This is a genomic window from Streptomyces sp. ERV7, from assembly GCF_001653515.1.
In the GTDB taxonomy this organism is placed as follows: domain Bacteria; phylum Actinomycetota; class Actinomycetes; order Streptomycetales; family Streptomycetaceae; genus Streptomyces.
Genome location: NZ_LYOY01000029.1, coordinates 467392 through 494215 on the forward strand (window position 1 = coordinate 467392; position 26824 = coordinate 494215).

Genomic DNA, 26824 nt, shown 5'->3' on the forward strand with positions numbered 1-26824 from the left:
GATTACTTGATCAGGTAGATCGTGGCGAAGAGGCCGATCCAGACGACATCGACGAAGTGCCAGTAGTAGGACACGACGATGGCGGCGGTCGCCTGCTCGTGGGTGAACCTTCTGGCCGCGTAGGTCCTGCCGAGGACCAGCAGGAAGGCGATCAGACCGCCCGTCACATGCAGACCGTGGAAGCCGGTGGTCAGGTAGAACACCGAGCCGTACGGGTCGGAGGACAGCGAGAGGCCGTCCTTCTTCACCAGCTCGGTGTACTCGAAGACCTGGCCTCCGATGAAGATCGCACCCATCACGAACGTGATCGTGAACCAGGTGCGCAGCTTCTTCACGTCGCCCCGCTCGGCGGCGAAGACGCCGAGCTGGCACGTGAGGGAGGAGAGCACCAGGATCGTGGTGTTCGTCGCCGAGAACGGAAGGTTCAGCGAGGACGCCATTTCCTTCCAGTGCTCGGCACCCGTCACCGATCGCAGGGTGAAGTACATCGCGAAGAGGGCCGCGAAGAACATCAGCTCGGAACTCAGCCAGATGATGGTTCCGACGCTGGTGAGGTTCGGCCGATTGACCGACGGGTGCGCGTGCCCGGTTTCTACTGTCGTTGCTGTCGCCACGACCGACATTATGTCGGTCGCTTATCTCGCGCTCACTCCGGGGGGTGCCGTTCGGTGTGTCCGCACCCCGTGTCCTGCCCGAACGGCCCATCCGGGCGCTCGTCGAACCGGTGTTGACACGGTGTCGGACGGAGTAGCATCCGCGCATCGGCTCCCGAGCCCGTACCGCCGTCGAATCGGAGGAACAATGCAGTCGAGCGCCACCGTACTTGTCTACAGCGACGACGCGAACACCCGTGAGCAGGTGCGGCTCGCCGCCGGGCGCAGGCCCGCCTCCGACGTTCCCCCGGTGACCTTCCTGGAGTGCGCCACGCCGCACGCCGTCCTCAAGGAGCTGGACCGCGGCGGCATCGACGTGTGCGTCCTGGACGGCGAGGCCGTCCCGGCCGGCGGCATGGGCATCTGCCGGCAGATCAAGGACGAGATCTTCCAGTGCCCGCCGGTGCTGCTGCTCATCGGGCGCCCCCAGGACGCCTGGCTGGCCACCTGGAGCCGTGCGGACGCCGCGGTGACCCTCCCCGTCGAGCCGGTCGAGTTCGCGGCCGCACTGGCCGCCCTGATCCGTTCCCGCCGCTCCGACGGCGCCCTGGCCGCCAAGGCCTGATCCCGAGCCCCCCACGGGGTCTCAGACCTGGGGCCGCAGCCGGGCGGAGTTCAGTCTGCTCTGCCCGGCCTTCAGGTCGGCCTGGAGCACGCTGCCCTTGCGCCACTTGTCCCAGCCGACGTTCCAGTCGCCGAAGCCGTTGTCGAAGGGCGTCATGTCCTCGCCGATGCTGTTGACGACCTTGACGATGTCGCCCTCGGTCACGGTCTCGTAGAACCAGGCCGCGTTCCCGGTGGACATGCCCGTACAGCCGTGGCTGACGTTCTCGGCGCCCTGCGAGCCCACCGACCAGGGCGCGGCGTGCACGTACTCGCCGCTCCAGGTGACCCGGGTCGCGTAGTAGACCGGCAGGTCGTACGCGTCGGCGCTGCTCGACGAGATACCGACCGTCTCCCCGCGCATCCGTACGAAGTACTGCTTGCCCAGCACCACCTTGACGCCGTTTCGGGTGGAAAAGCCCGGCTTTCCGGTGGTCACCGGAATGGTATTGATCACTTCTCCGTTGCGTTTGACCGTCATGTAGTGCGAGGACGCGTCCGTGATGGCCTCGATGCGGTCACCCGTGGTGATCTTCAGGGGGTTCCCGGGGCCGCCGTACAGCTTGTCGGCGATCTTCACGCCCTCCAGCCGCGAGGTGGCCCTGATGGTCGCGTCGTTGGGCCAGTACTCCTTGGGCCGGTAGTGGAGGTTCTTGTCGTCGACCCAGTACCAGGCGCCCTCCACCGAGGGCGTGGACTCGACCTTCAGGGCGCGTTCCACGATCGCCCGGGCCGCCTTGTCCTTCACCGGCTTGCTGAGCTCCGCCGTGATGGGCTGTCCGACGCCGTACTTGCCCGCGTCCGGGCCGAATTCGACCTTCACGACGTCTTTGGGCGCGGCGGTGTCGAACGTCAGCGTACGGCGCCCTGGAGAGCCGTCCGAGTCCTCTGTGGAGACCACCACCGTGTAGTGGGTGCCCGCGACGAGCGGAGCCGTGGAGTGCCAGCGGTTCCCGTCGCCGTCGAGCTCGCCCGCGAGATGGCGCCCCGCCGAGTCCGCGGCCGTCACGTCCGTGATGCGCCCGCGGCCACCCTTGGCGGTGATCTCCAGGGGCTTGTCCGGATCCGCCTTCGCACTGCCCGCCGGACCGTTGTACGCGATCTGGCCCGCCGCGTCGTACGGCTTCGCCGAGAGCGGGTTGCTGTCGGAGCGGCCGCACGCGCCGGCGCCCGCCCCGAGGGCAATGACCAGCAGGGTGCAGCTCAGGACGGTACGGGTACGCGGTGCGTGACTCATGACCACACGTTATGAAGCCCGGGCGTGTTCGGCGCGCGGGAGGACTGCAAACGGGCGGCACTCCCCCAACGGCCCAGGGGGCCCCGCAGCGGCCCCGGGCACGCGAAAGGGCCCCGCGGCTCGGATGAGCCGCGGGGCCCTTTCACAGGTGCGTACGAGGACCTACTGGTTCTGGTTCTCGCCGCGGTAGTACTCGAACACCCAGCCGTAGATCCCGATCAGGATCAGCGGCGCCGAGAAGTACAGCAGCCACCAGCCCATCGCGATGGCCAGGAACGCGAGCGCGCCACCGACCGCCAGCGAGAGCGGCTGCCAGCTGTGCGGGGCGAAGAACCCCAGTTCACCGGCGTCGTCCGCGACATCGGCCTCCTTGTCGTCCTGCGCACCCGCGTCGACCCGCCGGGCCGTGAAGGCCAGGTAGAAGCCGATCATCACGCTCAGGCCGAAGGCCATCACGAGAGCGGTGGCACCGGCCGGCTCCTTCGACCACACGCCGTACACGACGGCCATGATCAGGATGAAGACGGAGAGCCACAGGAACATCTTGCCCTGGACCTTCACTTGCCAGCCTCCTTGCCGCCGGCGAGGGCCTTGTCACCGTGACCGTGGTTCTCAAGCTGGTCGAGAGCCGCGATCTCCGGGTGGTGCAGGTCGAACGCCGGGGATTCGGAGCGAATACGCGGCAGGGTGAGGAAGTTGTGCCGCGGCGGCGGGCAGGACGTCGCCCACTCGAGCGAACGGCCGTAGCCCCACGGGTCGTCGACCTCGATCTTCTTGCCGTACTTCGCCGTCTTCCAGACGTTGTACATGAACGGCAGTATCGACAGACCGAGCAGGAACGAGCTGATGGTCGAGATCGTGTTCAGCGCGGTGAAGCCGTCGGCCGCGAGGTAGTCCGCGTAACGACGCGGCATGCCCTCGGCACCGAGCCAGTGCTGCACCAGGAACGTGCCGTGGAAGCCCACGAACAGCGTCCAGAAGGTGATCTTGCCCAGCCGCTCGTCCAGCATCTTGCCCGTGAACTTCGGCCACCAGAAGTGGAAGCCGGAGAACATCGCGAAGACCACGGTGCCGAAGATGACGTAGTGGAAGTGCGCGACGACGAAGTACGAGTCGGAGACGTGGAAGTCCATCGGCGGCGAGGCCAGGATGACGCCGGTCAGACCACCGAAGGTGAAGGTGATCAGGAAGCCGACGGCCCAGAGCATCGGTGTCTCGAAGGACAGTGAGCCCTTCCACATCGTGCCGATCCAGTTGAAGAACTTCACACCGGTTGGCACCGCGATGAGGAATGTCATGAACGAGAAGAACGGCAGTAGCACGCCGCCGGTGACGTACATGTGGTGGGCCCACACGGTCACGGACAGACCGGCGATGGCGATCGTCGCGCCGACCAGGCCCATGTAGCCGAACATCGGCTTTCTTGAGAACACTGGGATGACTTCGGAAATGATTCCGAAGAATGGCAAAGCGATGATGTACACCTCTGGATGGCCGAAGAACCAGAAGAGGTGTTGCCACAGTAGTGCGCCGCCGTTTTGGGCGTCGAAGACATGGGCACCGAACTTGCGGTCCGCCTCCAGGGCGAACAGCGCGGCGGCCAGGACCGGGAACGCCAGCAGGACCAGCACACCGGTCAGCAGGACGTTCCACACGAAGATCGGCATCCGGAACATCGTCATGCCGGGCGCGCGCATGCAGATGATCGTGGTGATGAAGTTGACCGAGCCGAGGATCGTGCCGAAGCCGGAGAAGGCCAGACCCATGATCCACATGTCGGCGCCGACGCCCGGCGAACGGACCGCGTCCGACAGCGGGGAGTAGGCGAACCAGCCGAAGTCGGCCGCGCCCTGCGGGGTGAGGAAGCCACCGACCGCGATGAGCGAGCCGAACAGGTAGAGCCAGTAGGCGAACATGTTCAGCCGCGGGAACGCCACATCGGGCGCGCCGATCTGCAGCGGCATGATCCAGTTCGCGAATCCGGCGAACAGCGGCGTCGCGAACATCAGCAGCATGATCGTGCCGTGCATCGTGAACGCCTGGTTGAACTGCTCGTTCGACATGATCTGCGTGCCGGGACGGGCCAGCTCGGCGCGCATGAAGAGCGCCATCAGGCCGCCGATGCAGAAGAACGCGAACGACGTGACCAGATACATCGTGCCGATCGTCTTGTGGTCAGTGGTGGTCAACCACTTCACGACGACGTTCCCCGGCTGCTTGCGCCGGACCGGCAGCTCGTTCTCGTACGAGTCGTCTGCTGCCGCGGCACCCTGAGATTCGTTGAGGATGCTCACAGTTTGTTCGTCTCCGCGTTCTTGGCGGGGTCGGTCTGAGCGATGCCCGCCGGCACGTAGCCGGTCTGGCCCTTCGCCGCCAGCTCCTTGAGGTGCTGCTGGTAGCGCTCCGGGGAGACGACCTTCACGTTGAAGAGCATCCGGGAGTGGTCGACACCGCACAGCTCGGCGCACTTGCCGAGGAAGGTGCCCTCCCTGGTCGGGGTCACCTCGAAGGAGTTGGTGTGCCCCGGAATGACGTCCTGCTTCATCAGGAAGGGGACCACCCAGAAGGAGTGGATGACGTCACGGGACGTCAGCACGAAGCGGACCTTCTCGCCCTTGGGCAGCCACAGCGTGGGCCCGGGGTTTCCGGTCTGCGGGTTCCGCGTGCCGGGGATGCCGACGTCGTAGACGCCGTCGGCGCCGGCCGGGAAGTCCTTGGTGAAGCGGTCCGGAATGGCGGACAGCTCCTTGGACTTCACGGCGTCGCCCGTGGCCGGGTTGCCGTCCACGTTCTCGACGTAGTTGAAGCCCCAGCTCCACTGGTAGCCGACCACGTTGACGGTGTGGGCCGGCTTCGGGGAGAGCTCAAGAAGCTTCGACTCATCACGCGCGGTGAAGTAGAAGAGCACCGAGACGATGATGAGGGGGACGACCGTGTACAGCGCCTCGATGGGCATGTTGTACCGGGTCTGCGGAGGTACCTCGACCTTGGTGCGGCTGCGCCGGTGGAAGATGACGCTCCACAGGATCAGGCCCCAGACCAGCACGCCCGTGGCGAGCGCGGCCGCCCACGAACCCTGCCAGAGGGAGAGGATCCGCGGAGCCTCTTCCGTCACCGGGGTGGGCATACCGAGGCGAGGGAAGTCTTTCCAGTTGTACGAGCAACCGGAGGCGGTAGCCAGGACCAGGCCCGCGGTCAGCACCTGCAGCAGCTTCCGCCGCATCGGGCGCCGCGACGAGCGGTCGGAGCCGTTGGGACTCACGTAGCGCCTTCCCGAGAGTCTCGCCCGCGCCGGCCGGCTCCGGCCGTCCGTCTCGCTGGTCGGTCGCCGCCCTGGCCGCGGGCAGGGGTTTGGATGTTTATGCGGACCAAACCCTACTGGACGCTATTTGGGGTCGCGCGGGGAGGGTGCCCAACGCGCCGCCGGGGCCCCCGAAGGGGTGGAATCCGGGCCTCCGGTGGGGCATCTGACGGGTTTTTCTGTACGGGTCCACGGAACGCGGTACGGCACGGGCACCCCCCTGAAGGCGCGCGGGGCTGTGACGCACACGGCTCCGCCGCGCGGGCGCGACCAGCCGACGACGGCCCGTCGTCGACCGACGGCCCGGCCAGGCCTCCCACCGCGTTAGCGTGGCGCCGTGCCCTACTTCGACGCCGCCTCCTCCGCTCCCCTGCACCCCGTGGCCCGCCAGGCCCTGATGGCCTCGCTCGACGAGGGGTGGGCCGACCCGGCCCGGCTCTACCGCGAGGGCCGGCGGGCCCGGCTGCTGCTCGACGCGGCCCGGGAGGCCGCGGCCGAGGCGGTCGGCTGCCGGCCGGACGAGCTCGTGTTCACCTCTTCGGGGACGGCCGCGGTGCACTCCGGAATTTACGGCTCCCTCGCCGGGCGTCGGCGTGTCGGCCGCCATCTCGTGGTGTCGGCGGTGGAGCACTCCTCCGTACTGCACACGGGCGGGGCCCTGGAGGCGGACGGCGGCGCGGTGACGCAGGTACCGGTCGACCGGACCGGGGCGGTCTCCCCCGCCGAGTACGCCGCCGCGCTGCGGCCCGACACGGCGCTGGCCTGCCTCCAGTCCGCCAACCACGAGGTGGGCACGGTACAGCCGGTGGGCGAGGTGGCCCGGGCGTGCCGGGAGGCGGGGGTGCCGCTGCTCGTGGACGCGGCCCAGTCGCTGGCGTGGGGGCCGGTCGAGGACGGCTGGTCCCTGCTCGCCGCGAGCGCGCACAAGTGGGGCGGGCCCGCCGGGCAGGAGTACGTGGGGGAAGAGACCCGGGAGCGGGGGTCGGCGTACGTGGTGCGGCGGGTGAGCTGAGCGGCCGGTGCCGGGGTGCAGGCCCGGCGGGTGTGCGCGGCCCGGCGGGAACGGGGTGCCGCTGTGCCCACCCGTGCCGCCCCTGGCGGCACGCATGCCCACAGCGGCGGCACGGGTGGGTGAACAGACAGGAACGCGTCAGCCGAGGTAGGCGCGCACCTCGTCCGCCGCGTCGACCCCGTACGCCTTCGTGAACCGGTCCATGAAGTGCGCACGCTTCAGCTGGTACTCCTGGGTGCCGAGCGTCTCGATCACCAGCGTCGCCAGCATGCAGCCGACCTGCGCCGCCCGCTCGTGGCCGACGCCCCAGGACAGGCCCGACAGGAAGCCCGCGCGGAACGCGTCGCCCACGCCGGTCGGGTCGACCTTGGCGTCCTCCTCCGGGCAGCCGACCTCGATCGGGTCCTCGCCGACCCGCTCGATGCGCACGCCGCGCGAGCCGAGGGTGGTGACCCGGTAGTCGACCTTCCCCAGGATCTCGGCGTCGCTCCAGCCGGTCTTGGACTCGATGAGCCCCTTCTCGTACTCGTTGGAGAAGAGGTACTTCGCGCCTTCGAGCAAGGTACGGATGTCGTCGCCGGACATCCGGGCGATCTGCTGCGAGAAGTCCGCGGCGAACGGGATCCCGCGCGTCTTGCACTCCTCGGTGTGGCGGAGCATCGCCTCGGGGTCGTCGGCGCCGATCAGGACCAGGTCGAGGCCGCCCACGCGCTCGGCCACCGACTGGAGCTCGATCTGGCGGGCCTCGCTCATCGCGCCCGTGTAGAAGGAGCCGATCTGGTTGTGGTCGGCGTCGGTGGTGCACACGAAGCGGGCGGTGTGCAGGACCTCGGAGATGCGGACCGAGTTCGTGTCCACTCCGTGCCGGTCCAGCCAGGCCCGGTACTCGTCGAAGTCGGAGCCGGCGGCCCCGACGAGGATCGGGCCGGTGCCGAGCTGCCCCATCCCGAAGCAGATGTTCGCGCCCACACCGCCCCGGCGCACGTCGAGGTTGTCGACGAGGAAGGAGAGGGAGACCGTGTGCAGCTGATCGGCGACCAGCTGGTCGGCGAATCGGCCGGGGAAGGTCATGAGGTGGTCGGTGGCGATGGAGCCGGTGACTGCGATACGCACGGCTAGGACACTCCTGCGTGGAGGACTGTTGACAGTTAACGCTACCGGGTCCCGGGAGCTCACCTGAAGGGCTGAAACTACCCGATAGTAGGCTATTTTCTGCATGGTTCCTGATGCGTACGGTGCGGAATATGGAACCCATGGAGCAGATGGAGCAGATCGGGAATGCCATGGCGTCCGAACCGGGTCTCGCACAGCTGCGCGTCGACTGTGCGCGGATGGCACCTCACTGGGTGGTGCCGTCGGAGCCCGGGCCGGCGCCCGTCCCACCGTCCCGGATCCACGGGGTGTCCGTGCCGCCCGACTCGGTCCGGCTGATCGCCACGATGTCCGAGTACGGCGACTGAGCCGACGGGGCCCGATGGGGTAGCGCGCGGAGGGAACCGTGCGCTCCCCCGCTCCGTCCAAGGCGTGTCCCCCGTAAAGGGGATGCGGGATACGACTGGACAGGAGCGATGCGGTGAGCAGCGAGCACACGCAGGAAGAGTCGCCACAGCGGCGGACGCGACGATCCCCGTTCGTCCTCGCCTCGGTCGCGGCCGCGGTGCTGGTCGCGGGCGGCGGCGGGGCGTACTGGGCCTCCACCGCCTCGGGCGGCTCGCCCGCCGCCGAGGGCGCCGTGGACGGCAAGGCCGGGGCGGGCGGCGGCACCACTCCGCCGCCGCTGGGCCTGGACAGCGGCAGGGAGGGCATCGCCCCCGGCGAGCCGGACCCGAACGGTGTGGTCTACCGCGCCGAGGGGAAGCTGCCCGACGGCCCGGCGAAGGCGGCGGTGTACCGGCCGGGCGGCACGGTCGGCGAGGCCGAGGTGGCGAAGCTGGCGAAGGCCCTGGGGATCGACGGTCCCCCGCGCCTTGAGGGGCCCGTCTGGAAGGCCGGGATCACCAAGGACGGCGGCGGGCCGGTGCTGACGGTCAACCAGAAGGCGCCGGGCAGCTGGACGTTCGCCCGGTACGGCACCGGCGGTACGGACAACTGCCCCAAGGGCAGCAAGTGCCCCATGCACACCACCGGGGAAGGCGTGGCCCCGGGCGAACACGACCCCACGGGCGGTGGTTCGGCGCCCAGCGAGCAGGCCGCGAAGGCCGCGGCCGCCCCGGTACTGAAGGCGCTGGGCCTGGACGACGCCAAGCTGAACGCGTCCCAGCTGATGGGCGCGGTCCGGGTGGTGAACGCGGACCCAGTGATCGGCGGGCTGCCCACCTACGGCTGGACGACCGGCGTCCAGGTCGGCCCCGACGGCCAAGTGGTCGGCGGCAGCGGCCAGTTGAAGACCCCGGAGAAGGGCGACACATACCCCGTACTGAGCGCCGAGGAGACGCTGAAGCAGCTGAACGGGTCGGGCGGCGGGCGCCCGGCGAGCAAGGACTGCACCGGCCCGGTGCCGCTGGACGAGCAGCCGCAGGGCGAGCCCACCCAGGGCAAGCTGCCGAGCGACCCGCAGCGCAAGCTGCCCAGTGACCCGCAGGGCAACATCCAGCACCAGCCGTGCAAGCAGGGCACGCCCTCGACGGTGACCGTCGACAAGGCGGTGTTCGGGCTCTCCGCGCAGTACGTGGACGGGCGGCAGGTGCTCGTACCGTCGTGGCTCTTCGAGGCGAAGCCGACCGGTGCCGCCCAGCCGGTGACCATCACCGCCCCGGCGCTGGCCCCGCAGTACCTGGCGAAGCCGGCGGCGCCGCCGTCCGGGCCCGGCACTCCCCTGCCGTCGCCGACCGGGTCGGCGCCCGTCGGCCACCAGGCACTGGTCTCGTACGCGATCGGCCAGGACGGCCGGACGCTGACCGTGACCTTCTGGGGCGGTATCTGCGACACCTACGCGGCGACCGCGGACGAGAGCGGCTCCCAGGTCCGGGTCGCGGTGGGCGTCGCGCACCACGACCCCAAGAAGATCTGCGCCATGATCGCCAAGAAGGAGACGGTCTCGGTGACGCTCCACCAGACGCTGGGGGCGCGCCAGGTGGTGGACGCCACAACCGGTGAGGCGCTGCCGAAGGGCTGAGCCGGTTCGTCCGGACACGACGAAGGCGGGCACCCCTCGATGGGGGTGCCCGCCTTCGTCGTCGCGCTCAGGCGCGCGACTCAGTTGAAGGAGTCGCCGCAGGCGCAGGAGCCCGTCGCGTTCGGGTTGTCGATCGTGAAGCCCTGCTTCTCGATCGTGTCCACGAAGTCGATCGAGGCGCCGCCCAGGTACGGAGCGCTCATGCGGTCGGTGACGACCTTCACACCGTCGAAGTCCTTGACGACGTCGCCGTCGAGCGAGCGCTCGTCGAAGAAGAGCTGGTAGCGCAGGCCGGAGCAGCCGCCGGGCTGGACGGCGACGCGCAGCGCCAGGTCCTCCCGGCCTTCCTGGTCAAGGAGGGCCTTGACCTTGGCCGCGGCGGCGTCGGACAGGAGGATGCCGTCGCTCACAGTGGTGGTCTCGTCCGATACGGACATCTGCTTCTCTCCCGGGTTGTACGGAGACTGCTTGCCGACGGTTCTAACCGGCGGGGCCCCGGATTCATTCCGGGCCGTGCGTGGGCCTTGGCCGTGCCTTGGCTCACCTTCATGCTCGCACACCCCGGCGCGGGCCGGAAAAGCCCTGGGGAAAACCCCGTGCGAGGGGTACGGAGGGGAGCGAAGGGGATGTGTCACATCGACGCTATGGCCATCGTCAAACTGACGTGAAGCAGTTATGATAGATAGCGTCATTTAGACGAAAACTCGTCTGCGAAAGAGAAAGGGTGCGTGACGTGACCACCGCCCAGCCCCTGGATGTCCAGCCGACGCCGCTCGCCCTGCTGCTGCTCGGCCGCGAGGCCGACCCGAAGAGCGAGCGCGGTGTGGAGTGCCCCGGCGACCTGCCGTCCCCGTCCGACCCGGACCTGGTGGCGCGCGCCCGCGCGGCCAAGGAGAAGCTCGGCGACAAGGTCTTCATCCTCGGCCACCACTACCAGCGTGACGAGGTCATCGAGTTCGCCGACGTCACCGGCGACTCCTTCAAGCTCGCCAAGGACGCGGCTGCCAAGCCGGAGGCCGAGTACATCGTCTTCTGCGGTGTGCACTTCATGGCCGAGTCCGCGGACATCCTGACCTCGGACGACCAGAAGGTCGTGCTGCCCGACCTGGCCGCCGGCTGCTCGATGGCCGACATGGCCACCGCCGAGCAGGTCGCCGAGTGCTGGGACGTGCTGACCGAGGCGGGCGTCGCCGAGCAGGTCGTGCCCGTCTCGTACATGAACTCCTCCGCCGACATCAAGGCCTTCACCGGCAAGCACGGCGGCACCATCTGCACCTCCTCCAACGCCAAGAAGGCGCTTGAGTGGGCGTTCGAGCAGGGCGAGAAGGTGCTCTTCCTGCCGGACCAGCACCTGGGCCGCAACACCGCCGTCCGCGACATGGGGATGTCGCTGGAGGACTGCGTGCTCTACAACCCGCACAAGCCCAACGGCGGGCTCACCGCCGAGGAGCTGCGGAACGCCAAGATGATCCTGTGGCGCGGCCACTGCTCGGTGCACGGCCGCTTCTCGCTGGACTCGGTCAACGACGTACGCGAGCGGATCCCGGGCGTGAACGTGCTGGTGCACCCCGAGTGCCGGCACGAGGTCGTGGCCGCGGCGGACTACGTGGGCTCGACGGAGTACATCATCAAGGCCCTGGAGGCCGCGCCGCGCGGGTCGAAGTGGGCCATCGGCACGGAGCTGAACCTGGTGCGCCGCCTGGCGAATCGATTCGCCGCGGAGGACAAGGAGATCGTCTTCCTCGACAAGACGGTCTGCTTCTGCTCGACGATGAACCGGATCGACCTGCCGCACCTGGTGTGGACGCTGGAGTCCCTCGCGGACGGCAAGCTCGTCAACCAGATCCAGGTGGACGCGGAGACGGAGAGCTTCGCCAAGCTGGCGCTGGAGCGGATGCTGGCGCTTCCGTAAACAGCACGTACCTACGCGTGAGGGCCGCTCCCGGTGGGGAGCGGCCCTCACGCGTACAGCGCTACTCCACCCTCGGCCGCACCAGTCCCGACTCGTACGCGATCACGACCAGCTGGGCGCGGTCCCGGGCGCCCAGCTTGGCCATCGCGCGGTTGACGTGGGTCTTCACCGTGAGGGGGCTGACCACCAGGCGTTCGGCGATCTCGTCGTTGGAGAGGCCGCCCGCGACCTGGACGAGGACCTCGCGCTCACGGCCGGTCAGGGCCGCCAGGCGTTCGGCGTGGGCGCCGGGCGGCTCGCCCGAGCCGTCCCAACTGCCGCCCTGGGCGAGGAAGCTGGCGATCAGGCCCTTGGTCGCGACGGGCGAGAGCAGCGCCTCACCGGCCGCCGCGATCCGGATGGCGTTCAGGAGCTCGTCCGGTTCGGCGCCCTTGCCCAGGAAGCCGGAGGCACCCGCCCGCAGGGACTGCACCACGTACTCGTCGACCTCGAAGGTCGTGAGCATGACCACATGGACATCCGCGAGATCCGGGTCCGCGCTGATCATGCGGGTCGCGGCGAGCCCGTCCGTGCCGGGCATCCGGATGTCCATCAGGACGACGTCGGCCCGGGTCGCACGGGCCACGGCGACCGCCTCGGCCCCGTCCGACGCCTCGCCCACCACGTGCATGCCCGGCTCGGAGTCGACGAGGACGCGGAACGCGGAGCGCAGCAGCGCCTGGTCGTCCGCGAGTACCACCCTGATCGTCATGCGCTGCCTTCCCCCGGTCCCTCGGCCGCCCGGACGGCGTCGGCCTCCTTGCGGGTCCGTGCCGTACGGGCCGTGTCGGCCGTCTTGACCGGCAGTATCGCCTGCACCCGGAAGCCGCCGCCGTAGCGGGGTCCCGCCGTGCAGGTGCCGCCCAGCGCGCTGACCCGCTCGCGCATCCCGAGCAGACCGTGGCCCCCGCCGCCGCCCCCGGCGCCGCCGTCGCCCTTGCCGGTGCCGTTGTCGATGACCGTGACCTCGGTGTTCGGCCCCACCCGCACCACGCTGACCTCGGCCTTCGCGTCCGGGCCCGCGTGCTTGCGGACGTTCGTGAGCGCTTCTTGGATCACCCGGTACGCGGCGAGGTCCACGGCCGCCGGGAGCCCGGCGCGTACGGCCGGGTCGAGGGGGGCGAGCTCGACCGGGAGGCCCGCGCGGCGGAAGCCCCCCAGCAGGTCGTCCAGGAGCGCGAGGCCGGGAGCCGGCTCGGTGGGGGCCTCGGGGTCGCCGGACTGGCGCAGCAGGCCGACCGTGGCCCGGAGTTCGTTCAGCGCCGAGCGGCTGGCCTCGCGGACATGCGCGAGGGCCTCCTTGGCCTGGTCGGGGCGCTTGTCCATGACGTGCGCGGCGACTCCGGCCTGGACGTTGACCAGCGCGATGTGGTGGGCGACGACGTCGTGCAGATCGCGGGCGATGCGCAGCCGCTCCTCCGCGACCCGGCGCCGCGCCTCCTCCTCACGGGTGCGCTCGGCCCGCTCGGCCCGCTCGCGGATGGACTCGACGATGGCCCGGCGGCTGCGGACGGCGTCGCCCGCGGTCGCGGCCAGGCCCGTCCAGGCGAGCACGGCGACGTTCTCCTGCGCGTACCAGGGCGCGTCCCCGAAGAACATCGCGGTCGCGGTGAGGACGGCCATGGTGGTGATGCCGACGCGGTAGGTGGTGGCGCGGTCGGTGTGCGCGGCGACCGTGTACAGCGCGACGACCGGGGCGATCGCGATCGGGGCGGGCGAGTTCCCCGCGAGCAGATCGGCGACGGTGATGCCGCCGGTCAGACCGAGGACCCCGAGCGGGTTGCGGCGGCGCAGCACCAGCGAGACGGCGCCGAGCACCGCGAGGACGAGGGCGGTCGCGCTGGGGGTCCTGGTCCCGAAGACGGGGCCGTTGGAGCCGTGGGGGTCGGCGAAGGAGCCGACGACCATACAGACGAGGACGACCCCGGCGAGGGCGGCGTCCCCGGCGAGGGGGTGGGCGCGGAGCCATCCGTGGATGCGGGCGAACGTCACGCCTCCCTACGGTACGGGGCGCGCCCCGTGCGCGGGGGCGCCCTCGCGTGCCCGGTCGGGCGGGGGGGCGGTCCGGCGTCGGCTAGCCCGGGATCAGCCCGTCGTCGCTGAGCATGTCCCTGACCTCGTCCAGGGTGGCGTCCGGCGCCGGGAGGATGAGCTCCGACGGCTCCAGGGCGTCGTCCGGGAGCGGCTCGCCCAGGCGGCGGACCGCGTCGAGCAGGGCCCCCAGGGTGCGGCGGAAGCCCTCCTCGTCGCCCGCTTCCATCTCTTCGAGCAACTCGTCGTCCAGCTTGTTGAGCTCGGTGAAGTGGCTGTCCGCCAGCTTCACCTGGCCCTCCCCCATGATCCGTACGATCATGGCGACTCCTCCTTGGCCCTCGGCCCTACTGCTTGTCGAAGCGGGGGGTCTGCTGCTGCGGACGGTCCTGCGGGGTCCCGGTGCCGCCCTCGATGGCCTGCTGGCCCGAGGTGCCGCCGGTGAGCTCGGCCTTCATCCGCTGCAGTTCCAGCTCTACATCCGTACCACCGGAGATGCGGTCGAGCTCGGCCTGGAGGTCGTCCTTCTGGAGGCCGGACTGGTCGTCGAGGGCGCCGGAGGCCAGCAGCTCGTCGATCGCACCGGCCCGCGCCTGGAGCTGCGCGGTCTTGTCCTCGGCCCGCTGGATGGCCATGCCGACGTCGCTCATCTCCTCGGAGATGCCCGAGAAGGACTCGGCGATCCGGGTCTGCGCCTGGGCCGCCGTGTACGTCGCCTTGATCGTCTCCTTCTTGGTGCGGAAGGCGTCGACCTTGGCCTGGAGGCGCTGGGCCGCAAGGGTGAGCTTCTCCTCCTCGCCCTGCAGGGTCTGGTGCTGCGTCTCCAGGTCGGTGACCTGCTGGGTGAGCGCGGCGCGGCGGGACAGCGCCTCGCGCGCCAGGTCCTCGCGGCCGAGCGCCAGCGCCTTGCGGCCCTGGTCCTCCAGCTTGCTGGACTGGCTCTGGAGCTGGTTCAGCTGCAGTTCGAGCCGCTTGCGCGAGGTCGCCACGTCGGCGACGCCGCGGCGCACCTTCTGGAGCAGCTCCAGCTGCTTCTGGTACGAGTAATCGAGGGTCTCGCGCGGGTCCTCGGCCCGGTCAAGGGCCTTGTTCGCCTTCGCGCGGAAGATCATCCCCATACGCTTCATGACACCGCTCATGGGCTTCGCGCGCCCCCTTCTGACGGACTCCAGCTCCAGCTGCTGCAACAGAACCCACAGTACGGGCCCTGCATCCATTACCGCACTGTTCGGGCGCGGATGCGGTCATCCCCAAGGACGACTGCGTCCCCGCCCGCTCCGGCGCAGGGAGTAGGTGACGGTCAGGGACCGGACACTCACTTCCCGCCACTTCCCGCTCCGGCACCCGCGCACACCCCTGGGGACGCAAGGCGTTGCGGGATCGTTCCCCACCGGCCTGTGGTCCATGCCCGCGACCCCGTACCCTTGGGCTTTGTGTTCCGTAGCCGTTCCAACGAAGAGAAGGCCCCCACCGACAAGGTGACGGCGGACCTCTCCAAGCAGCCCCGCGACCCCGAGGCCCCCAAGGGCCGGCCCACTCCGAAGCGCAGTGAGGCCCAGACCCAGCGCCGTCGGGCGTCGACCGTGCCGACCGACCGCAAGGAGGCCGCCAAGCGTTCGCGCGAGGTCCGCCGGATCGAGCTCGCCAAGCAGCGCGAGGCGCTCGCCAACGGCGACCAGCGCTATCTGCCGGCCCGCGACAAGGGCGCCGTGCGCAAGTTCGTGCGCGACTACGTCGACTCGCGGTTCTGCATCGCCGAGTTCTTCCTGCCGCTCGCCGTGATCATCCTGGTCCTCTCGATGGTCCGGATCGGCAGCCTGCAGAACATCGCGCTGCTGCTGTGGCTCGCCGTGATCGTGCTGATCGTGCTCGACTCCATCGGTCTGGCGTTCCGTCTCAAGAGGCAGCTCAAGGAGCGCTTCCAGGACGAGCCGACCAAGGGCGCGGTGGCGTACGGCCTGATGCGTACGCTCCAGATGCGCCGGCTTCGTCTGCCGAAGCCGCAGGTCAAGCGCGGGGAGCGACCCTGAGCACGGAAGTCGCCGCCTTCAGCGGCGCCTCCGGCAACTGGCTGAAGGGTCTGGGCGGGCTGCGCAACACCGTGCGCCAGGAGCTCGTGGCCCGTCAGCTCGACGAGCAGATAGCCGCCCGGTTCCCGGTCGGCCAGCGGCTGCGCGTCCTCGACGTCGGTACGGGCCAGGGCACCCAGGCCCTGCGCCTGGCCCGGGCCGGGCACACGGTGACCGGCCTGGAGTCCGACCCCGAGATGCTCCGGGTGGCGCGCGAGTCGCTGTCCACCGAGCCGGAGGGCATCCGTGAGCGGGTCCGCCTGATCGAGGGCGACGGCAACGAGACCGGCGTGCACTTCCTGCCCGGCTCGTTCGACGTGGTGCTCTGCCACGGTGTGCTGATGTACGTCCAGGAGCCCGACGCGATGCTGGCGGGGCTGGCCCGGATGCTGGCCCCCGGCGGGCTGCTGTCGCTGCTCGTCCGGAACGCGGACGCGCTGGCCATGCGGCCGGGGCTCGCGGGTGACTGGACCGGGGCCCTGTCCTCCTTCGACACCGACGCGTACACCAATCGGCTCGGGCTGTCCGTTCGGGCCGATCGGCTCGACACGTTGACGCGGACGCTGGACGGGATCGCCGCGCCGCTGCACGCGTGGTACGGGGTGCGGGTCTTCACCGACAACGTGCCGAACGACGTGCAGTTGCCTGCCGCCGACGAGCTCGACCGGCTGCTGGCCGCCGAGGACAAGGCGGGGCGGACCGATCCGTACCGGCGGGTCGCGGCTCTGCTGCATCTGTGTGGCGTGCGGGGGTAGTCGGGTCGACTGCGGGCCGTCCTGGACCGGTCGCGCAGTTCCCCGCGCCCCCAGCGGCGGGTGTCGGGCCGAATCGTCGGCATCGGGTGTCAGGTGGACGGGGTACTTTCACGTCCTCCCTAGGTGAACCCTGACGACTCCCCAGCCAAAATGCCCGCCCGGGACACCTGGCGGGCTCTCTATCGGCACTTTCGGCCGCATCGCGGCGCCGTTGCCCTCGGGGCGCTGCTGACGCTGGTCGGGGCGGCCACCGGGCTCGCTCAGCCGCTCGCCGCCAAGGCGCTGGTGGACCGGCTCGGCGGGGACGGGCCGATCGCGGGGGTGCTCGTCCTGCTCACCGCGCTCGTGGTGGTGGGCACGGTGGTCGAGTCGTTCGGGGCGTACGTCCTGGAGCGCACCGCCGAGTCCGTGGTCCTCGCCGCCCGGCGCACCCTCATCGGCCGGCTGCTGCGGCTGAAGCTGCCCGAGGTCGAGCGGCTTCCCCCGGGCGACCTCATGTCCCGGGTGACCTCCGACACCACCCTGCTGCGGGCGGTCACCACCCAGTCCGTGGTCTCCGCCGCCACCGGCGGGCTCACCTTCCTCGCGACGATCGCGATGATGGCGTACATGGACGCCGTGCTCCTCGGCGTGACGCTCGGCGTGATCGTCCTGATCGGCTCCGCGGTGGCGATGGTGATGCCGCAGATCTCCAGGGCGACCGCGCGGGCGCAGGAGTCGGTGGCCGAGATATCCACCGTCCTGGAGCGGGCGTTCGGCGCCTTCCGTACGGTCAAGGCCTCCGGCGCCGAGGAGCGCGAGACGGCGGTGGTGGACGCGGCGGCCGAGGAGGCCTGGCGGCACGGGGTGCGTTCGGCCAAGTGGCAGTCGGTGGCCGGGACTTCGGTCGGCCTCGCGGTGCAGGTGTCGTTCCTGGCGGTGCTCGGCATCGGTGGGGCGCGGGTCGCCTCGGGGGCGATCTCGGTCTCGACGCTCGTCGCGTTCCTGCTGTTCCTGTTCTATCTGATCGACCCGGTCTCCAAGCTGGTGCAGGCGGCCACGCAGTACCAGGTGGGCTCGGCCGCGATCGCCCGGATCGCGGAGGCCGAGCGGCTGGAGACCGAGGAGCCCTCGGCGACCTCTGCCGCCGCGCCGGGGCCGGGGCCGCGGCCCGCCTCGGTGGTCTTCGAGGACGTGACCTTCCGCTACCGCGACGACCTTCCGTACGTCCACCACGGGGTCTCCTTCGAGGTGCCCGGCGCCGGGATGACCGCGTTCGTCGGGCCCTCGGGCGCCGGCAAGACGACCGTCTTCGGCCTGGTCGAGCGGTTCTACGAGGCGACCGGCGGGCGGATCCTGATCGACGGCCGCGATGTGCGCGACTGGCCGCTGGCCGAGCTGCGCGCCGCCATCGGCTACGTCGAGCAGGACTCCCCCGTGCTGGCCGGGACCGTCCGCGAGAACCTCGTCTTCGGCGCCCCGGACGCCACGGACGCGGACATCGCCGACGTTCTCGTACGGGCGAAGCTGGACGCGCTGGTGGAGCGGCTGCCGGACGGTCTGGACACCGTGGTCGGGCACCGGGGTTCCAAGCTGTCGGGCGGCGAGCGGCAGCGGGTGGCGATCGCGCGGGCGCTGCTGCGCAGGCCCCGGCTGCTGCTCCTGGACGAGGCGACCTCGCAGCTGGACGCGGTCAACGAGCTGGCGCTGCGGGACGTGGTGGCCGAGGCGGCCCGGGAGACGACGGTCCTGGTGGTGGCGCACCGGCTGTCCACGGTGACGCTGGCGGACCGGATCGTGGTCATGGAGGCGGGGAAGGTACGGGCGGTGGGCACCCACGCCGAGCTGGTGGCCGGGGACCCGCTCTACGGGGAGCTGGCGGCGACGCAGTTCCTGGCGACGGCGTGAGCCGACGGCCCTGGGCAGGCTCTGAGGAGGCCATGGGGGCGGGCCCGACCTGATCGGACCGCTGCGGGAGGCCGCCGTCCGGGGCCGGGGCAATACTGCGGAACATGGATGGATCCGTGACCCGTGGCCGGGTTCGCCGGCTGCTCCCCCTGACGGCGGCCTTCGCGGGCGCCGCCCTCCTGGCCGGCTGCTCCGGCTCCGGCTCCGACGCGTCGCACACCTCCCCGGCGCGGGCCGACGTGGCCGCGCCGAAGAAGGCCGAGGCACCCCGCAGGGCGGACGGCAGCGGGCTGCAGGCCGACTACGAGCGGGTGATCAAGGACGTGCTGCCGTCGGTCGTCCAGATCGACGCGGCCAACAGCCTGGGCTCCGGCATCGTCTACGACGCCCAGGGGCACATCGTCACCAACGCCCATGTGGTGGGCGGCGAGAACACCTTCAAGGTGTCCACCGCCACCGGCGGGGGCGCGATCGTCGCGAAGCTGGTGGCGGCCTATCCCGAGCAGGACCTCGCGGTGATCAAGCTGGACTCGGTGCCGAAGGGGCTGAAGCCCGCCCGGCTCGGCGACTCCTCGAAGGTCGCGATGGGCCAGATCGTGCTGGCCATGGGGTCACCGCTCGGCCTGTCCAGCAGCGTCACCCAGGGCATCGTCTCGGCGACCGGCCGGACGGTGACCGAGAGCAGCGCGGGCGGCGGCACCGGGGCCACCATCGGCAACATGGTGCAGACGTCGGCGGCGATCAACCCCGGCAACAGCGGCGGCGCGCTGGTCAACCTGGACAGCGAGGTCATCGGCATCCCCACACTCGCGGCGACCGACCCGGACATGGGCGGCGGCACGGCCCCGGGCATCGGCTTCGCCATCCCGGTCTCGATGGTGAAGACGGTCGCGGACCAGATCATCCGGAGCGGCAAGGTGACCGACTCGGGCCGGGCGGCCCTGGGCGTGACCGGGCGTACGGTGGTCGACTCGGACTACCGGCCCGCCGGCGTCGCCATCGTCGAGGTGAAGGCGGGCGGGGCGGCCGACAAGGCCGGGCTGAAGGCCGGGGACGTCCTCACCCGGCTCGGGGACGCCGACATCAGCTCGATCACCTCGCTGGCGGAGGCGCTGGCCGCCGACAAGCCCGGCCAGACCATCCAGGTGACCTACACCCGCGGCGGCTCGCCCAAGACCTCCCTGGTCACCCTCGGCGAGATCTGAGGCGGCCGGATCCGGACCGGCGCCCCGGCGCCACCCGCCCGGCGCACGGCGGCGCCCGCGGACCGCAGGGGTCCGCGGGCGCCGTCGGATGCCTCCGTGCGTCCGCGCGTCAGGACGCGTCGGCGTGCAGGCTCATCGGGCCGTAGATCTTCCTGCCGTCGTCGAAGAGGTGCACCTGGTCGGCCCCGCCCTCCATCAGGTCCTTCCAGACCTCACCGATCCAGGACTCCGCGTCGCCCTGGGTCGTGAACTCCTCCGGCGCCACCGCCGGCTCGACCTCCGTCCCGTCGGACTTCTCGAATCGCCACGTCCACGCCATGTGCGCCTCCCGGGTCACGTTGCTGCCCGCAGCGTAGCCGGGCGCGCACCGGGTGCGGTGACGCGGGAGGATCGTCTTCGTGGAACTGACTCTCCTGGGCACCGGAGCCCCCGACGGGCTGCCGCGCCCCGACTGCCCCTGCGCCGTGTGCGCCTCGGCCCGCGGCGACCAGGCGCGCGCCGCGACCGCCCTGCTCGTCGACGGCGCGCTGCTGCTCGATCTGACCCCGGGGGCCGCACTGGCCGCCGCCCGGGCCGGGCACTCGCTCACGGGCGTACGGCAGGTCCTGCTCACCCATCCGCACGACGGGCCCGCGGTGGAGCTGCCCCCCGGCCTGCCGTCGGCCGGGCGGGTGCCGGACGGCCGGGTGCTGACGCTGATCAGCGGACACCGGGTGCGGGCCGTGCCGATGGACTCGCCGGGCACCGGGTACGAGGTGACCTCGCCGGAGGGCGAGCGGCTGCTGTATCTGCCGCCCGGCGGGGCGCCGTCGGGGATGGCCGGGGTGGCGCACCCGTACGACATGGTGGTCTGCGACGTCCTGGGGCGCCCGGACGCGCTGGCGCGGCTGCGGGCGGCGGGCGCGGTGGGGCCCGCCACCGACGTGGTGGCCGCGCACATCGACCACGAGGTGCCGCCCGGGCGCGAGCTGGTCCGCCGGCTCGCGGCGGCCGGGGCGCGGGCGGTGCCGGACGGGACGACGCTGACCGTCGGGGAGTACCACGCGGTGCCCGATCTGCCGCGCCGCACCCTGGTGCTCGGCGGGGCGCGCTCGGGCAAGTCGGTGGAGGCCGAGCGCCGTCTGGAGGCCTTCCCGGAGGTCGTGTACGTGGCGACGGGCGGCACCCGGGACGGCGATCCGGAGTGGGCGGCGCGGGTCGGGCTGCACCGCGACCGGCGGCCCGGCGCCTGGCGTACGGAGGAGACCTGCGACCTGGTGCCGCTGCTCGCCGCCGAGGGGCCCGCGCTGCTCGTCGACTGTCTGTCGCTGTGGCTGACCGACGCGATGGACCGGGCCGGGGCGTGGGAGGAGGAGAAGCTGCCGGAGGAGGTGCGGGAGCGGGTGGCCGAGCTGGTCGCGGCGGTCCGGGCGACTTCGAGGACCGTGGTGTTCGTGAGCAACGAGGTGGGCTCCGGGGTGGTGCCCGCGACCCGCGCCGGACGGATGTTCCGGGACGAGCTCGGCAGGCTCAACGCGGCGGTGGCCGCGGAGTGCGAGCACGTGCTCCTGGTGGTCGCCGGGCAGGCTCTCGTGCTGCGCGGCTGAGCCGGGGCCTGATCTTGCCGCACCACCCGTGGGGCGGGTGGGCACTGCCGGTACTGTTCGGCGAATGAGCAGGCTGAATCTCGACGACTTCTCCGATCTGATCGAACGCCCCGACAGCGGTGTGCGGCGTGACGCCGAGGAACGCCGGGAGCGGCTGACCGTGCCGTCCGGCGCGCTCGGCCGGCTCGACGAGCTGGGCGAGTGGCTGTCCGCCGCGCAGGGCACGGTTCCGGTCACCCCCATCGAGCACCCGCGCGTGATCCTCTTCGCCGGTGACCACGGCGTCGCCGAGCTGGGCGTCTCGGCCCGTCCGGCGGGCTCCGCGCACACCCTGGTGCGGTCCGTGCTCGACGGCGCGGGCCCCGTCTCCGTACTCGCCCGCCGCCTCGGCGCCTCGGTACGGGTCGTCGACGCGGGTCTGGACTGCGACCCGGAGCTGCTGCCCGAGGAGGTCGTACGGCACCGGGTGCGGCGCGGCAGCGGGCGCATCGACGTCGAGGACGCGCTGACCGTCGAGGAGGCCGAGGCGGCCGTACGCCTGGGGATGCGGATCGCCGACGAGGAGGCCGACTCGGGCACCGACCTGGCCGTGCTGGGCGACCTCAGCGTCGGCGGCACCACCGCCGCCGCCACCCTGATCGCGGCGCTCTGCGGCACCGACGCCTCGGTCGTCACCGGGCGAGGCGGGGCCGCGATCGACGATCTGGCGTGGATGCGCAAGTGCGCGGCGATCCGGGACGCGCTGCGCCGCGCGCGGCCGGTTCTGGGCGACCAGCTGGAGCTGCTGGCGGCCGTCGGCGGCGCCGACCTTGCCGCGACCACCGGTTTTCTGCTTCAGTGCGCGGTGCGCCGAATGCCGGTCATCCTGGACGGGGTGGTCTCGTCGGCCTGCGCGCTGGTTGCTCAGCGAGCCGCCTTCCGGGCTCCGGACTGGTGGCTGGCCGGTCAGCTGAGCGGTGAGCCCGCCCAGTCCAAGGCACTGGACCGGATGGCACTCAACCCTCTGCTCGATCACGGCGTCACTGTCGGTGAAGGAACCGGGGCCCTGCTCGCTCTCCCTCTCGTGCAGGCCGCCGCCGCCCTGGCAGCGGAGCTTCCCGAGCGCGTGGAGACCGAGAGGGATCGCGCCGACGACTGAAGCCGCGGCGCGGCCGGGCACCGCCCGGCCGCGACCGCGACCGCATGAGGCGCGATGTCCGATGCCCCATATCATCGCGTTTCATGGGAGAAGTCCGCTTGACCACCGAAGGCTTGAACCGGAGTACCGTCCGGTCGCGACGCAGTGCGGCATTCGCCGTCTGGTATCTGCGCGCCGTGACGTTCATCAACTTCCTGAGCGCCGTATGGGTTTCACTGGGCCAGGACCTTCGGCGTCACAACACGGACAACTATTTCACGCCGTACCTGCTCGACGCGGGGTTCGCCTCGGGCGTGTTCACGCTGTTCCTCGCGGTCACCATGCGCCGCCGCAAGCGTGCCGCCTGGATCCTCAACATGGTGCTCAGCGGCCTCGTCCTGCTGCTGTTCGCGTTCGTCATGGTCTTCCCGGAGCTGCGTCAGCACGCGCAGAACTGGGTGTCCCTGGTCCTGACCGCCGCCTTCGTCCTCGCGCTGCTGCTCGGTCGCCGCGAGTTCTACGCCAAGGGCGACCGCGCCAACCCCCGGCTCGCGGCGGTCGTCGCGGCCGGCGGGCTGCTGCTCACCTCGCTGCTGGCCACGCTCCTGGTCACGGTGACCAACACGTACGAGGGCAGCCAGCACTCCACGTTCCTCGGCCGCTGGCGGTACGGCGTGATGCGGCTCGTCTCGCTGGTGCCCGACGACCACGACATCACCGGGATCGACACCCCGGGCTGGGTCAACGTGGCCATCAACGTCCTGTCCACGCTGCTGCTCATCGCCGTGATCTACGCGGCCTTCCGCAACCGCAAGGCCGTCGACCCGCTCTCCGTGGAGGACGAGGAGAAGCTGCGCGCGCTCCTGGACAAGCAGGGCGAGCGCGACTCGCTCGGCTACTTCGCGCTGCGCCGCGAGAAGAGCGTCATCTGGTCCCCCACCGGCAAGGCCGCCGTGGCCTACCGGGTGGTGGGCGGCGTCTCGCTGGCCTCCGGCGACCCGATCGGCGACCCCGAGGCGTGGCCCGGCGCGATCGAGCCGTGGCTGGCCGAGGCGCGTGAGCACGGCTGGACCCCGGCGGTGATGGGCGCCAGTGAGGAGGCGGGCACCATCTACGCCCGGCACGGCCTGGACGCGCTGGAGCTCGGCGACGAGGCGCTGGTGGAGACCGCCGACTTCACCCTGGACGGCCGCGCCATGCGGACCGTGCGCCAGGCGTACAACCGGGTGAAGCGTGCCGGGTACGAGGTGAGGATCCGCCGTCACGCGGACATTCCTGCGGATGAGATGAGTGAACTGCTGCGCAAGGCCGACGACTGGCGCGACGGCGCCACCGAGCGCGGCTTCTCCATGGCCCTGGGCCGTCTGGGCGACCCGGCGGACGGCCAGTGCGTGATGCTGGAGTGCACCGACGGCAACGGCGACCTGCGGGCCGTCCTGAGCTTCGTGCCGTGGGGCCCGGTCGGACTCTCGCTCGACCTGATGCGCCGTGACCGGGACTCCGAGAACGGTCTGATGGAGTTCATGGTCATCGAGCTGCTCCAGCGCTCCAAGGAGATCGGGATCACCCAGGTCTCGCTGAACTTCGCGATGTTCCGCTCCGTCTTCGAACGTGGCTCGAAGCTCGGCGCGGGTCCGGTGCTGAGGCTGTGGCGCTCGCTGCTCAGCTTCTTCTCCCGCTGGTGGCAGATCGAGTCGCTGTACCGCGCCAACGCCAAGTACCGCCCGATCTGGGAGCCCCGCTTCATGCTCTTCGAGAAGTCCGCCGACCTGCCGCGCATCGGTATCGCGGCGGCGCGCGCCGAAGGCTTCCTGGAGGCGCCCGGACTGCCCAAGTGGCTGCACCGCAAGCACCTGGAGTCCCAGAGGTGAAAGCTCCCCACTCCCTGCCGGGCAACGGACCAGTACGCCGGTTCGCCCGTCGGGAGTGGGGTCCGCTCCACCTGGCCGTCCGCTACGCGCTCAGCACCCAGCGCTGGCGGGCGGTCCCCATGACCCTCGGCGCGGTCGCGCTGACATCGTTGTTCCAGCTGGTGCAGAACCAGCCCTGGGGCTTCCGCCCGGTCCAGGTCATCGGCTCGGTGAAGGCCGAGGACGCGCTGTGGATCTCCCTGCTGCGCACCCCGCTCTCCCTCTTCGTCCCGGCCCTGGACCTGCCGGTCTGGGGCGCGCTCGCCCAGTTGCTGCTGGTCTTCGGGATCGCCGAGATCTGCATCGGCCGCCGCCACACCCTGCTCATCGCCTACACGGCGACCCTGGCCGGGACGATGTACGCGCGCGTGGGCATCGCGCTCGGCCCCGACAGCGTCCTGGGGCTGCCCGCCTCGGACGCCAAGATGGTCGACACCGGCCCCTCGGCGGCGGTGGTGGGGCTCGCGGTGTACGTGTGCTGGCGCTACCGGGCGTACTGGACCGCCGGGGTGGTGACCGCCTCGATGGTCGGCGAGGTGCTGCTCAAGGACAACCTGGCGGGCAAGGAGCACATCGCGGCGATCGTCGCGGTGGGCGTGCTGTGCTGGATCACCTCGGTGCGCCAGAAGCGCCGCCGCGACCGCGCGGGTCAGGGCCGGCGCACCGGCAGCCTGTCCGGGGCCCCGCCGATGAAGTCCTGAGCCCGGCGCCGCAGCCGCGTCCAGCGCCGGTCGTGCCGGTAGACCCGCATGGCCGACCGGGCCCGGGACCGGGGCCGCTTCCGGTAGAACCGGCGGGCCCACGGCGAGCCGGGCCGGGCCAGCCGGATCGCGGCGACGAGCGCCACGAACGGGATGAGCGTGCCCACGATGGCGAGCCGGAACTTGCCCTTGAAGAGCGCGATCAGCACGAAGCAGAAGTTGATCCCGAGGGTGAGGATGAACGACGCCCGGTCGTGCTGCTCCTGCGACGTCATGTCGTTGACACCGAACGGCGAGAACCCGCCGAGGGCGAGCAGCACCAGGGCGGCGGTCAGCACCACCACCTCGACGCTCTTGCGGCCCTGCTCGGTCCAGTAGACGTCGTCCAGGTGCAGGATCAGCGCGAACTCGTCGAGGACCAGGCCCGCGCCGACCCCGAAGACCACCGCGAAGACGCAGGCGCCGATGCCGTGCCGCCCGCTGCCGACCGCCCCGAACCCGCCGACCACGGTGAGGACGACCCCGGGCACCACATGGTGGATGTGCAGCCCGCCCGGCCTGATGTTGCGGAACGGGCCGCGCCCGGCCCGGATGAGCCGGGTGATCGTACGGGTGACGAGGAAGGTCAGCACGAACGACGCCAGGGCGAGCAGCATCGGAAGCTTGCCCGGCTCGACGAAGTTCCGGTTGAACCAGCTCATCCCCATCCGCATCCGCTCTGAAATGCCGCAGCGCACGCAATACGCGCAATACGCGTAATTTACCCCCGGGGGGCCGGGGGCGGCGCCCGGGATACCCTGCGGCCGATGAATCCCATGGACGGCATACGGTTCGCCTTCGGCACGCTCACCGCGCTCCCGGTACGGGTCACCCGCTGGGACCGCGGGGCGGCCCGGTCCGGGATGCTCTGGGCCCCGCTGGCGGGCCTGGTCGTCGGCGTCTGCGCGGCGGCCGTCGGGGGCGCCTTCCTGCTCCTCGACTCGGGCCCGCTGCTCGCCGCCGTGGCCACGGCGGCGGTCCCGGCCGCGCTCACCCGGGGCCTGCACCTGGACGGCCTGGCGGACGTGGCGGACGGCCTGGGCAGCGCCAAGCCCGCCGAGGACGCACTGCGGATCATGAAGCAGTCGGACATCGGCCCGTTCGGGGTGCTCACCCTGGTCTTCGTACTCCTGGGCCAGGTGGCCGCCCTCGCCGAGCTGTACGCGCAGAGCTGGGCCCGGGGCGCGGTGGCGGCGGTGGTCGCCGCCGCCACGGCCCGTCTGGCCCTCACCCTGGCCTGCCGCCCGGGCGTCCCTGCGGCCCGCCCGGACGGCCTGGGGGCGGCGGTGGCGGGAGCGGTGCCCTGGGCGGCGGCGAGCGAGAGCAGCAGCAGCCCGGTGCGCAGCGCGTCGGGCAGGTCGAGGGCGACGGTCGCCGCCGCGCCCGCCGCCATCGGCAGCAGCGCGCACAGCAGGTCCCGCTCGCGCCCCAGGGCGAGCAGCACGGTCGCCGCCGCCAGATAGACGGCCTGCCCGGCGGCGAAGCCGGCCGCGGGCAGCTCGCCGGGACCGCTCGCCGCCAGCGCCACCAGGGCGCTGAGCACGGCCCCCAGCGGCGCCCCGGTGCGCAGGGCGGCGGCCGCGGCGAGCCGGTCGCCCAGGCCCAGCCACGAGTACGCCCGGTGCGAGAGCCCCTGGTTCCACACCCAGCCG

Annotated in this window: 25 protein-coding genes and 2 pseudogenes; 14 read left to right on the forward strand and 13 right to left on the reverse strand. The window is 71.2% G+C overall.

The genetic code is table 11. The features are described from left to right. Positions 1 to 2: 2 nt before the first annotated feature. Positions 3 to 623, reverse strand: a complete 621-nt coding sequence (locus A8W25_RS08415; RefSeq protein WP_067158287.1) for a cytochrome c oxidase subunit 3 — start codon at positions 621 to 623, stop codon at positions 3 to 5. Positions 624 to 801: 178 nt separating this feature from the next. On the opposite strand from A8W25_RS08415, the gene A8W25_RS08420 reads away from it, so the two are divergent. Beyond that, complete coding sequence (locus A8W25_RS08420; RefSeq protein WP_067158289.1) at positions 802 to 1218, forward strand: response regulator transcription factor; 417 nt, start codon at positions 802 to 804, stop codon at positions 1216 to 1218. Between the two features lie 21 nt (positions 1219 to 1239). Here A8W25_RS08420 and A8W25_RS08425 read toward each other — a convergent pair whose 3' ends face one another. The 4 genes from A8W25_RS08425 to coxB all read right to left on the reverse strand — a co-directional run bounded on the left by A8W25_RS08425 (position 1240) and on the right by coxB (position 5755). Beyond that, on the reverse strand, positions 1240 to 2493 hold the full coding sequence (locus A8W25_RS08425) for a L,D-transpeptidase (protein ID WP_067158291.1): 1254 nt from the start codon (positions 2491 to 2493) through the stop codon (positions 1240 to 1242). 162 nt (positions 2494 to 2655) lie between these two features. Then, positions 2656 to 3054, reverse strand: coding sequence for a cytochrome c oxidase subunit 4 (locus A8W25_RS08430; RefSeq protein ID WP_067158294.1), 399 nt, complete (start codon positions 3052 to 3054; stop codon positions 2656 to 2658). After that, entirely contained in the window at positions 3051 to 4787 is a 1737-nt protein-coding gene (gene ctaD / locus A8W25_RS08435; protein ID WP_067158296.1) for a cytochrome c oxidase subunit I, read from the reverse strand. Before ctaD ends, A8W25_RS08430 begins: the two co-directional genes overlap by 4 nt. Next, positions 4784 to 5755, reverse strand: a complete 972-nt coding sequence (gene coxB / locus A8W25_RS08440; RefSeq protein ID WP_067158298.1) for a cytochrome c oxidase subunit II — start codon at positions 5753 to 5755, stop codon at positions 4784 to 4786. The genes ctaD and coxB overlap by 4 nt, the downstream gene beginning before the upstream one ends. Before the next feature lie 376 nt (positions 5756 to 6131). Here coxB and A8W25_RS08445 point away from each other — a divergent pair. Further along, a pseudogene (locus A8W25_RS08445) lies at positions 6132 to 6740 on the forward strand (cysteine desulfurase family protein); the annotation flags it as partial. Positions 6741 to 6944: 204 nt separating this feature from the next. Here the strand turns inward: A8W25_RS08445 and A8W25_RS08450 are convergent. Next, positions 6945 to 7919, reverse strand: coding sequence for a carbohydrate kinase family protein (locus A8W25_RS08450; RefSeq protein ID WP_067158300.1), 975 nt, complete (start codon positions 7917 to 7919; stop codon positions 6945 to 6947). A 131-nt stretch (positions 7920 to 8050) separates the two neighbouring features. On the opposite strand from A8W25_RS08450, the gene A8W25_RS08455 reads away from it, so the two are divergent. Together A8W25_RS08455 and A8W25_RS08460 are read left to right on the forward strand one after the other, a co-directional pair. Then, positions 8051 to 8266 carry a hypothetical protein gene (locus A8W25_RS08455; RefSeq protein ID WP_234386342.1) on the forward strand — a complete coding sequence of 72 codons (216 nt, stop codon included), beginning with the start codon at positions 8051 to 8053 and terminating at the stop codon, positions 8264 to 8266. Positions 8267 to 8379: 113 nt separating this feature from the next. Beyond that, positions 8380 to 9921 carry a hypothetical protein gene (locus tag A8W25_RS08460; RefSeq protein ID WP_067158302.1) on the forward strand — a complete coding sequence of 514 codons (1542 nt, stop codon included), beginning with the start codon at positions 8380 to 8382 and terminating at the stop codon, positions 9919 to 9921. Between the two features lie 80 nt (positions 9922 to 10001). Here the strand turns inward: A8W25_RS08460 and A8W25_RS08465 are convergent, their stop codons facing one another. After that, complete coding sequence (locus tag A8W25_RS08465) at positions 10002 to 10358, reverse strand: HesB/IscA family protein (RefSeq protein ID WP_067158304.1); 357 nt, start codon at positions 10356 to 10358, stop codon at positions 10002 to 10004. Positions 10359 to 10645: 287 nt separating this feature from the next. Here A8W25_RS08465 and nadA point away from each other — a divergent pair, with 287 nt between their 5' ends. Further along, the gene (nadA, locus tag A8W25_RS08470) at positions 10646 to 11833 is read left to right on the forward strand and encodes a quinolinate synthase NadA (RefSeq protein ID WP_067158306.1); all 1188 of its coding nucleotides are present in this window, start codon (positions 10646 to 10648) and stop codon (positions 11831 to 11833) included. A 61-nt stretch (positions 11834 to 11894) separates the two neighbouring features. Here nadA and A8W25_RS08475 read toward each other — a convergent pair whose 3' ends face one another. From A8W25_RS08475 to A8W25_RS08490, 4 genes are all read right to left on the reverse strand, one after another. Next, on the reverse strand, positions 11895 to 12584 hold the full coding sequence (locus tag A8W25_RS08475) for a response regulator (protein ID WP_067158308.1): 690 nt from the start codon (positions 12582 to 12584) through the stop codon (positions 11895 to 11897). Then, positions 12581 to 13864 carry a sensor histidine kinase gene (locus A8W25_RS08480; RefSeq protein WP_067158310.1) on the reverse strand — a complete coding sequence of 428 codons (1284 nt, stop codon included), beginning with the start codon at positions 13862 to 13864 and terminating at the stop codon, positions 12581 to 12583. The genes A8W25_RS08475 and A8W25_RS08480 overlap by 4 nt, the downstream gene beginning before the upstream one ends. Positions 13865 to 13946: 82 nt before the next feature. Next, positions 13947 to 14225, reverse strand: a complete 279-nt coding sequence (gene pspAA, locus A8W25_RS08485) for a PspA-associated protein PspAA (RefSeq protein WP_067158312.1) — start codon at positions 14223 to 14225, stop codon at positions 13947 to 13949. Between the two features lie 25 nt (positions 14226 to 14250). Then, on the reverse strand, positions 14251 to 15042 hold the full coding sequence (locus tag A8W25_RS08490; RefSeq protein WP_079125899.1) for a PspA/IM30 family protein: 792 nt from the start codon (positions 15040 to 15042) through the stop codon (positions 14251 to 14253). 294 nt (positions 15043 to 15336) lie between these two features. Here A8W25_RS08490 and A8W25_RS08495 point away from each other — a divergent pair, with 294 nt between their 5' ends. The 4 genes from A8W25_RS08495 to A8W25_RS08510 all read left to right on the forward strand — a co-directional run bounded on the left by A8W25_RS08495 (position 15337) and on the right by A8W25_RS08510 (position 19819). Next, a complete protein-coding gene (locus tag A8W25_RS08495; RefSeq protein ID WP_067158314.1) occupies positions 15337 to 15933 on the forward strand; it encodes a DUF3043 domain-containing protein in 597 nt (198 codons plus the stop codon). 86 nt (positions 15934 to 16019) lie between these two features. Further along, positions 16020 to 16727: a class I SAM-dependent methyltransferase gene (locus A8W25_RS08500; protein ID WP_067158317.1), complete on the forward strand. Its 708-nt coding sequence runs from the start codon at positions 16020 to 16022 to the stop codon at positions 16725 to 16727. Between the two features lie 150 nt (positions 16728 to 16877). Beyond that, the gene (locus A8W25_RS08505; RefSeq protein WP_067158318.1) at positions 16878 to 18614 is read left to right on the forward strand and encodes an ABC transporter ATP-binding protein; all 1737 of its coding nucleotides are present in this window, start codon (positions 16878 to 16880) and stop codon (positions 18612 to 18614) included. Positions 18615 to 18718: 104 nt separating this feature from the next. Further along, positions 18719 to 19819, forward strand: coding sequence for a S1C family serine protease (locus A8W25_RS08510; RefSeq protein ID WP_067158320.1), 1101 nt, complete (start codon positions 18719 to 18721; stop codon positions 19817 to 19819). 109 nt (positions 19820 to 19928) lie between these two features. Here the strand turns inward: A8W25_RS08510 and A8W25_RS08515 are convergent, their stop codons facing one another. Then, entirely contained in the window at positions 19929 to 20138 is a 210-nt protein-coding gene (locus A8W25_RS08515; protein WP_067158322.1) for a hypothetical protein, read from the reverse strand. A 79-nt stretch (positions 20139 to 20217) separates the two neighbouring features. Here A8W25_RS08515 and A8W25_RS08520 point away from each other — a divergent pair, with 79 nt between their 5' ends. The 4 genes from A8W25_RS08520 to A8W25_RS33895 all read left to right on the forward strand — a co-directional run bounded on the left by A8W25_RS08520 (position 20218) and on the right by A8W25_RS33895 (position 25133). Continuing rightward, a complete protein-coding gene (locus tag A8W25_RS08520; RefSeq protein WP_067158325.1) occupies positions 20218 to 21405 on the forward strand; it encodes a bifunctional adenosylcobinamide kinase/adenosylcobinamide-phosphate guanylyltransferase in 1188 nt (395 codons plus the stop codon). A 64-nt stretch (positions 21406 to 21469) separates the two neighbouring features. Next, complete coding sequence (cobT, locus tag A8W25_RS08525; protein ID WP_067158327.1) at positions 21470 to 22543, forward strand: nicotinate-nucleotide--dimethylbenzimidazole phosphoribosyltransferase; 1074 nt, start codon at positions 21470 to 21472, stop codon at positions 22541 to 22543. Between the two features lie 83 nt (positions 22544 to 22626). Continuing rightward, positions 22627 to 24393, forward strand: a complete 1767-nt coding sequence (locus A8W25_RS08530) for a phosphatidylglycerol lysyltransferase domain-containing protein (protein WP_067158328.1) — start codon at positions 22627 to 22629, stop codon at positions 24391 to 24393. Further along, entirely contained in the window at positions 24390 to 25133 is a 744-nt protein-coding gene (locus tag A8W25_RS33895) for a hypothetical protein (RefSeq protein WP_158942461.1), read from the forward strand. The genes A8W25_RS08530 and A8W25_RS33895 overlap by 4 nt, the downstream gene beginning before the upstream one ends. Here the strand turns inward: A8W25_RS33895 and A8W25_RS08540 are convergent. After that, positions 25082 to 25840: a hypothetical protein gene (locus A8W25_RS08540; protein ID WP_067158329.1), complete on the reverse strand. Its 759-nt coding sequence runs from the start codon at positions 25838 to 25840 to the stop codon at positions 25082 to 25084. The genes A8W25_RS33895 and A8W25_RS08540 overlap by 52 nt on opposite strands. Positions 25841 to 25948: 108 nt before the next feature. Here A8W25_RS08540 and A8W25_RS32095 point away from each other — a divergent pair. Further along, positions 25949 to 26483: pseudogene (locus tag A8W25_RS32095) on the forward strand (adenosylcobinamide-GDP ribazoletransferase); the annotation flags it as partial. Positions 26484 to 26824 lie beyond the last annotated feature (341 nt).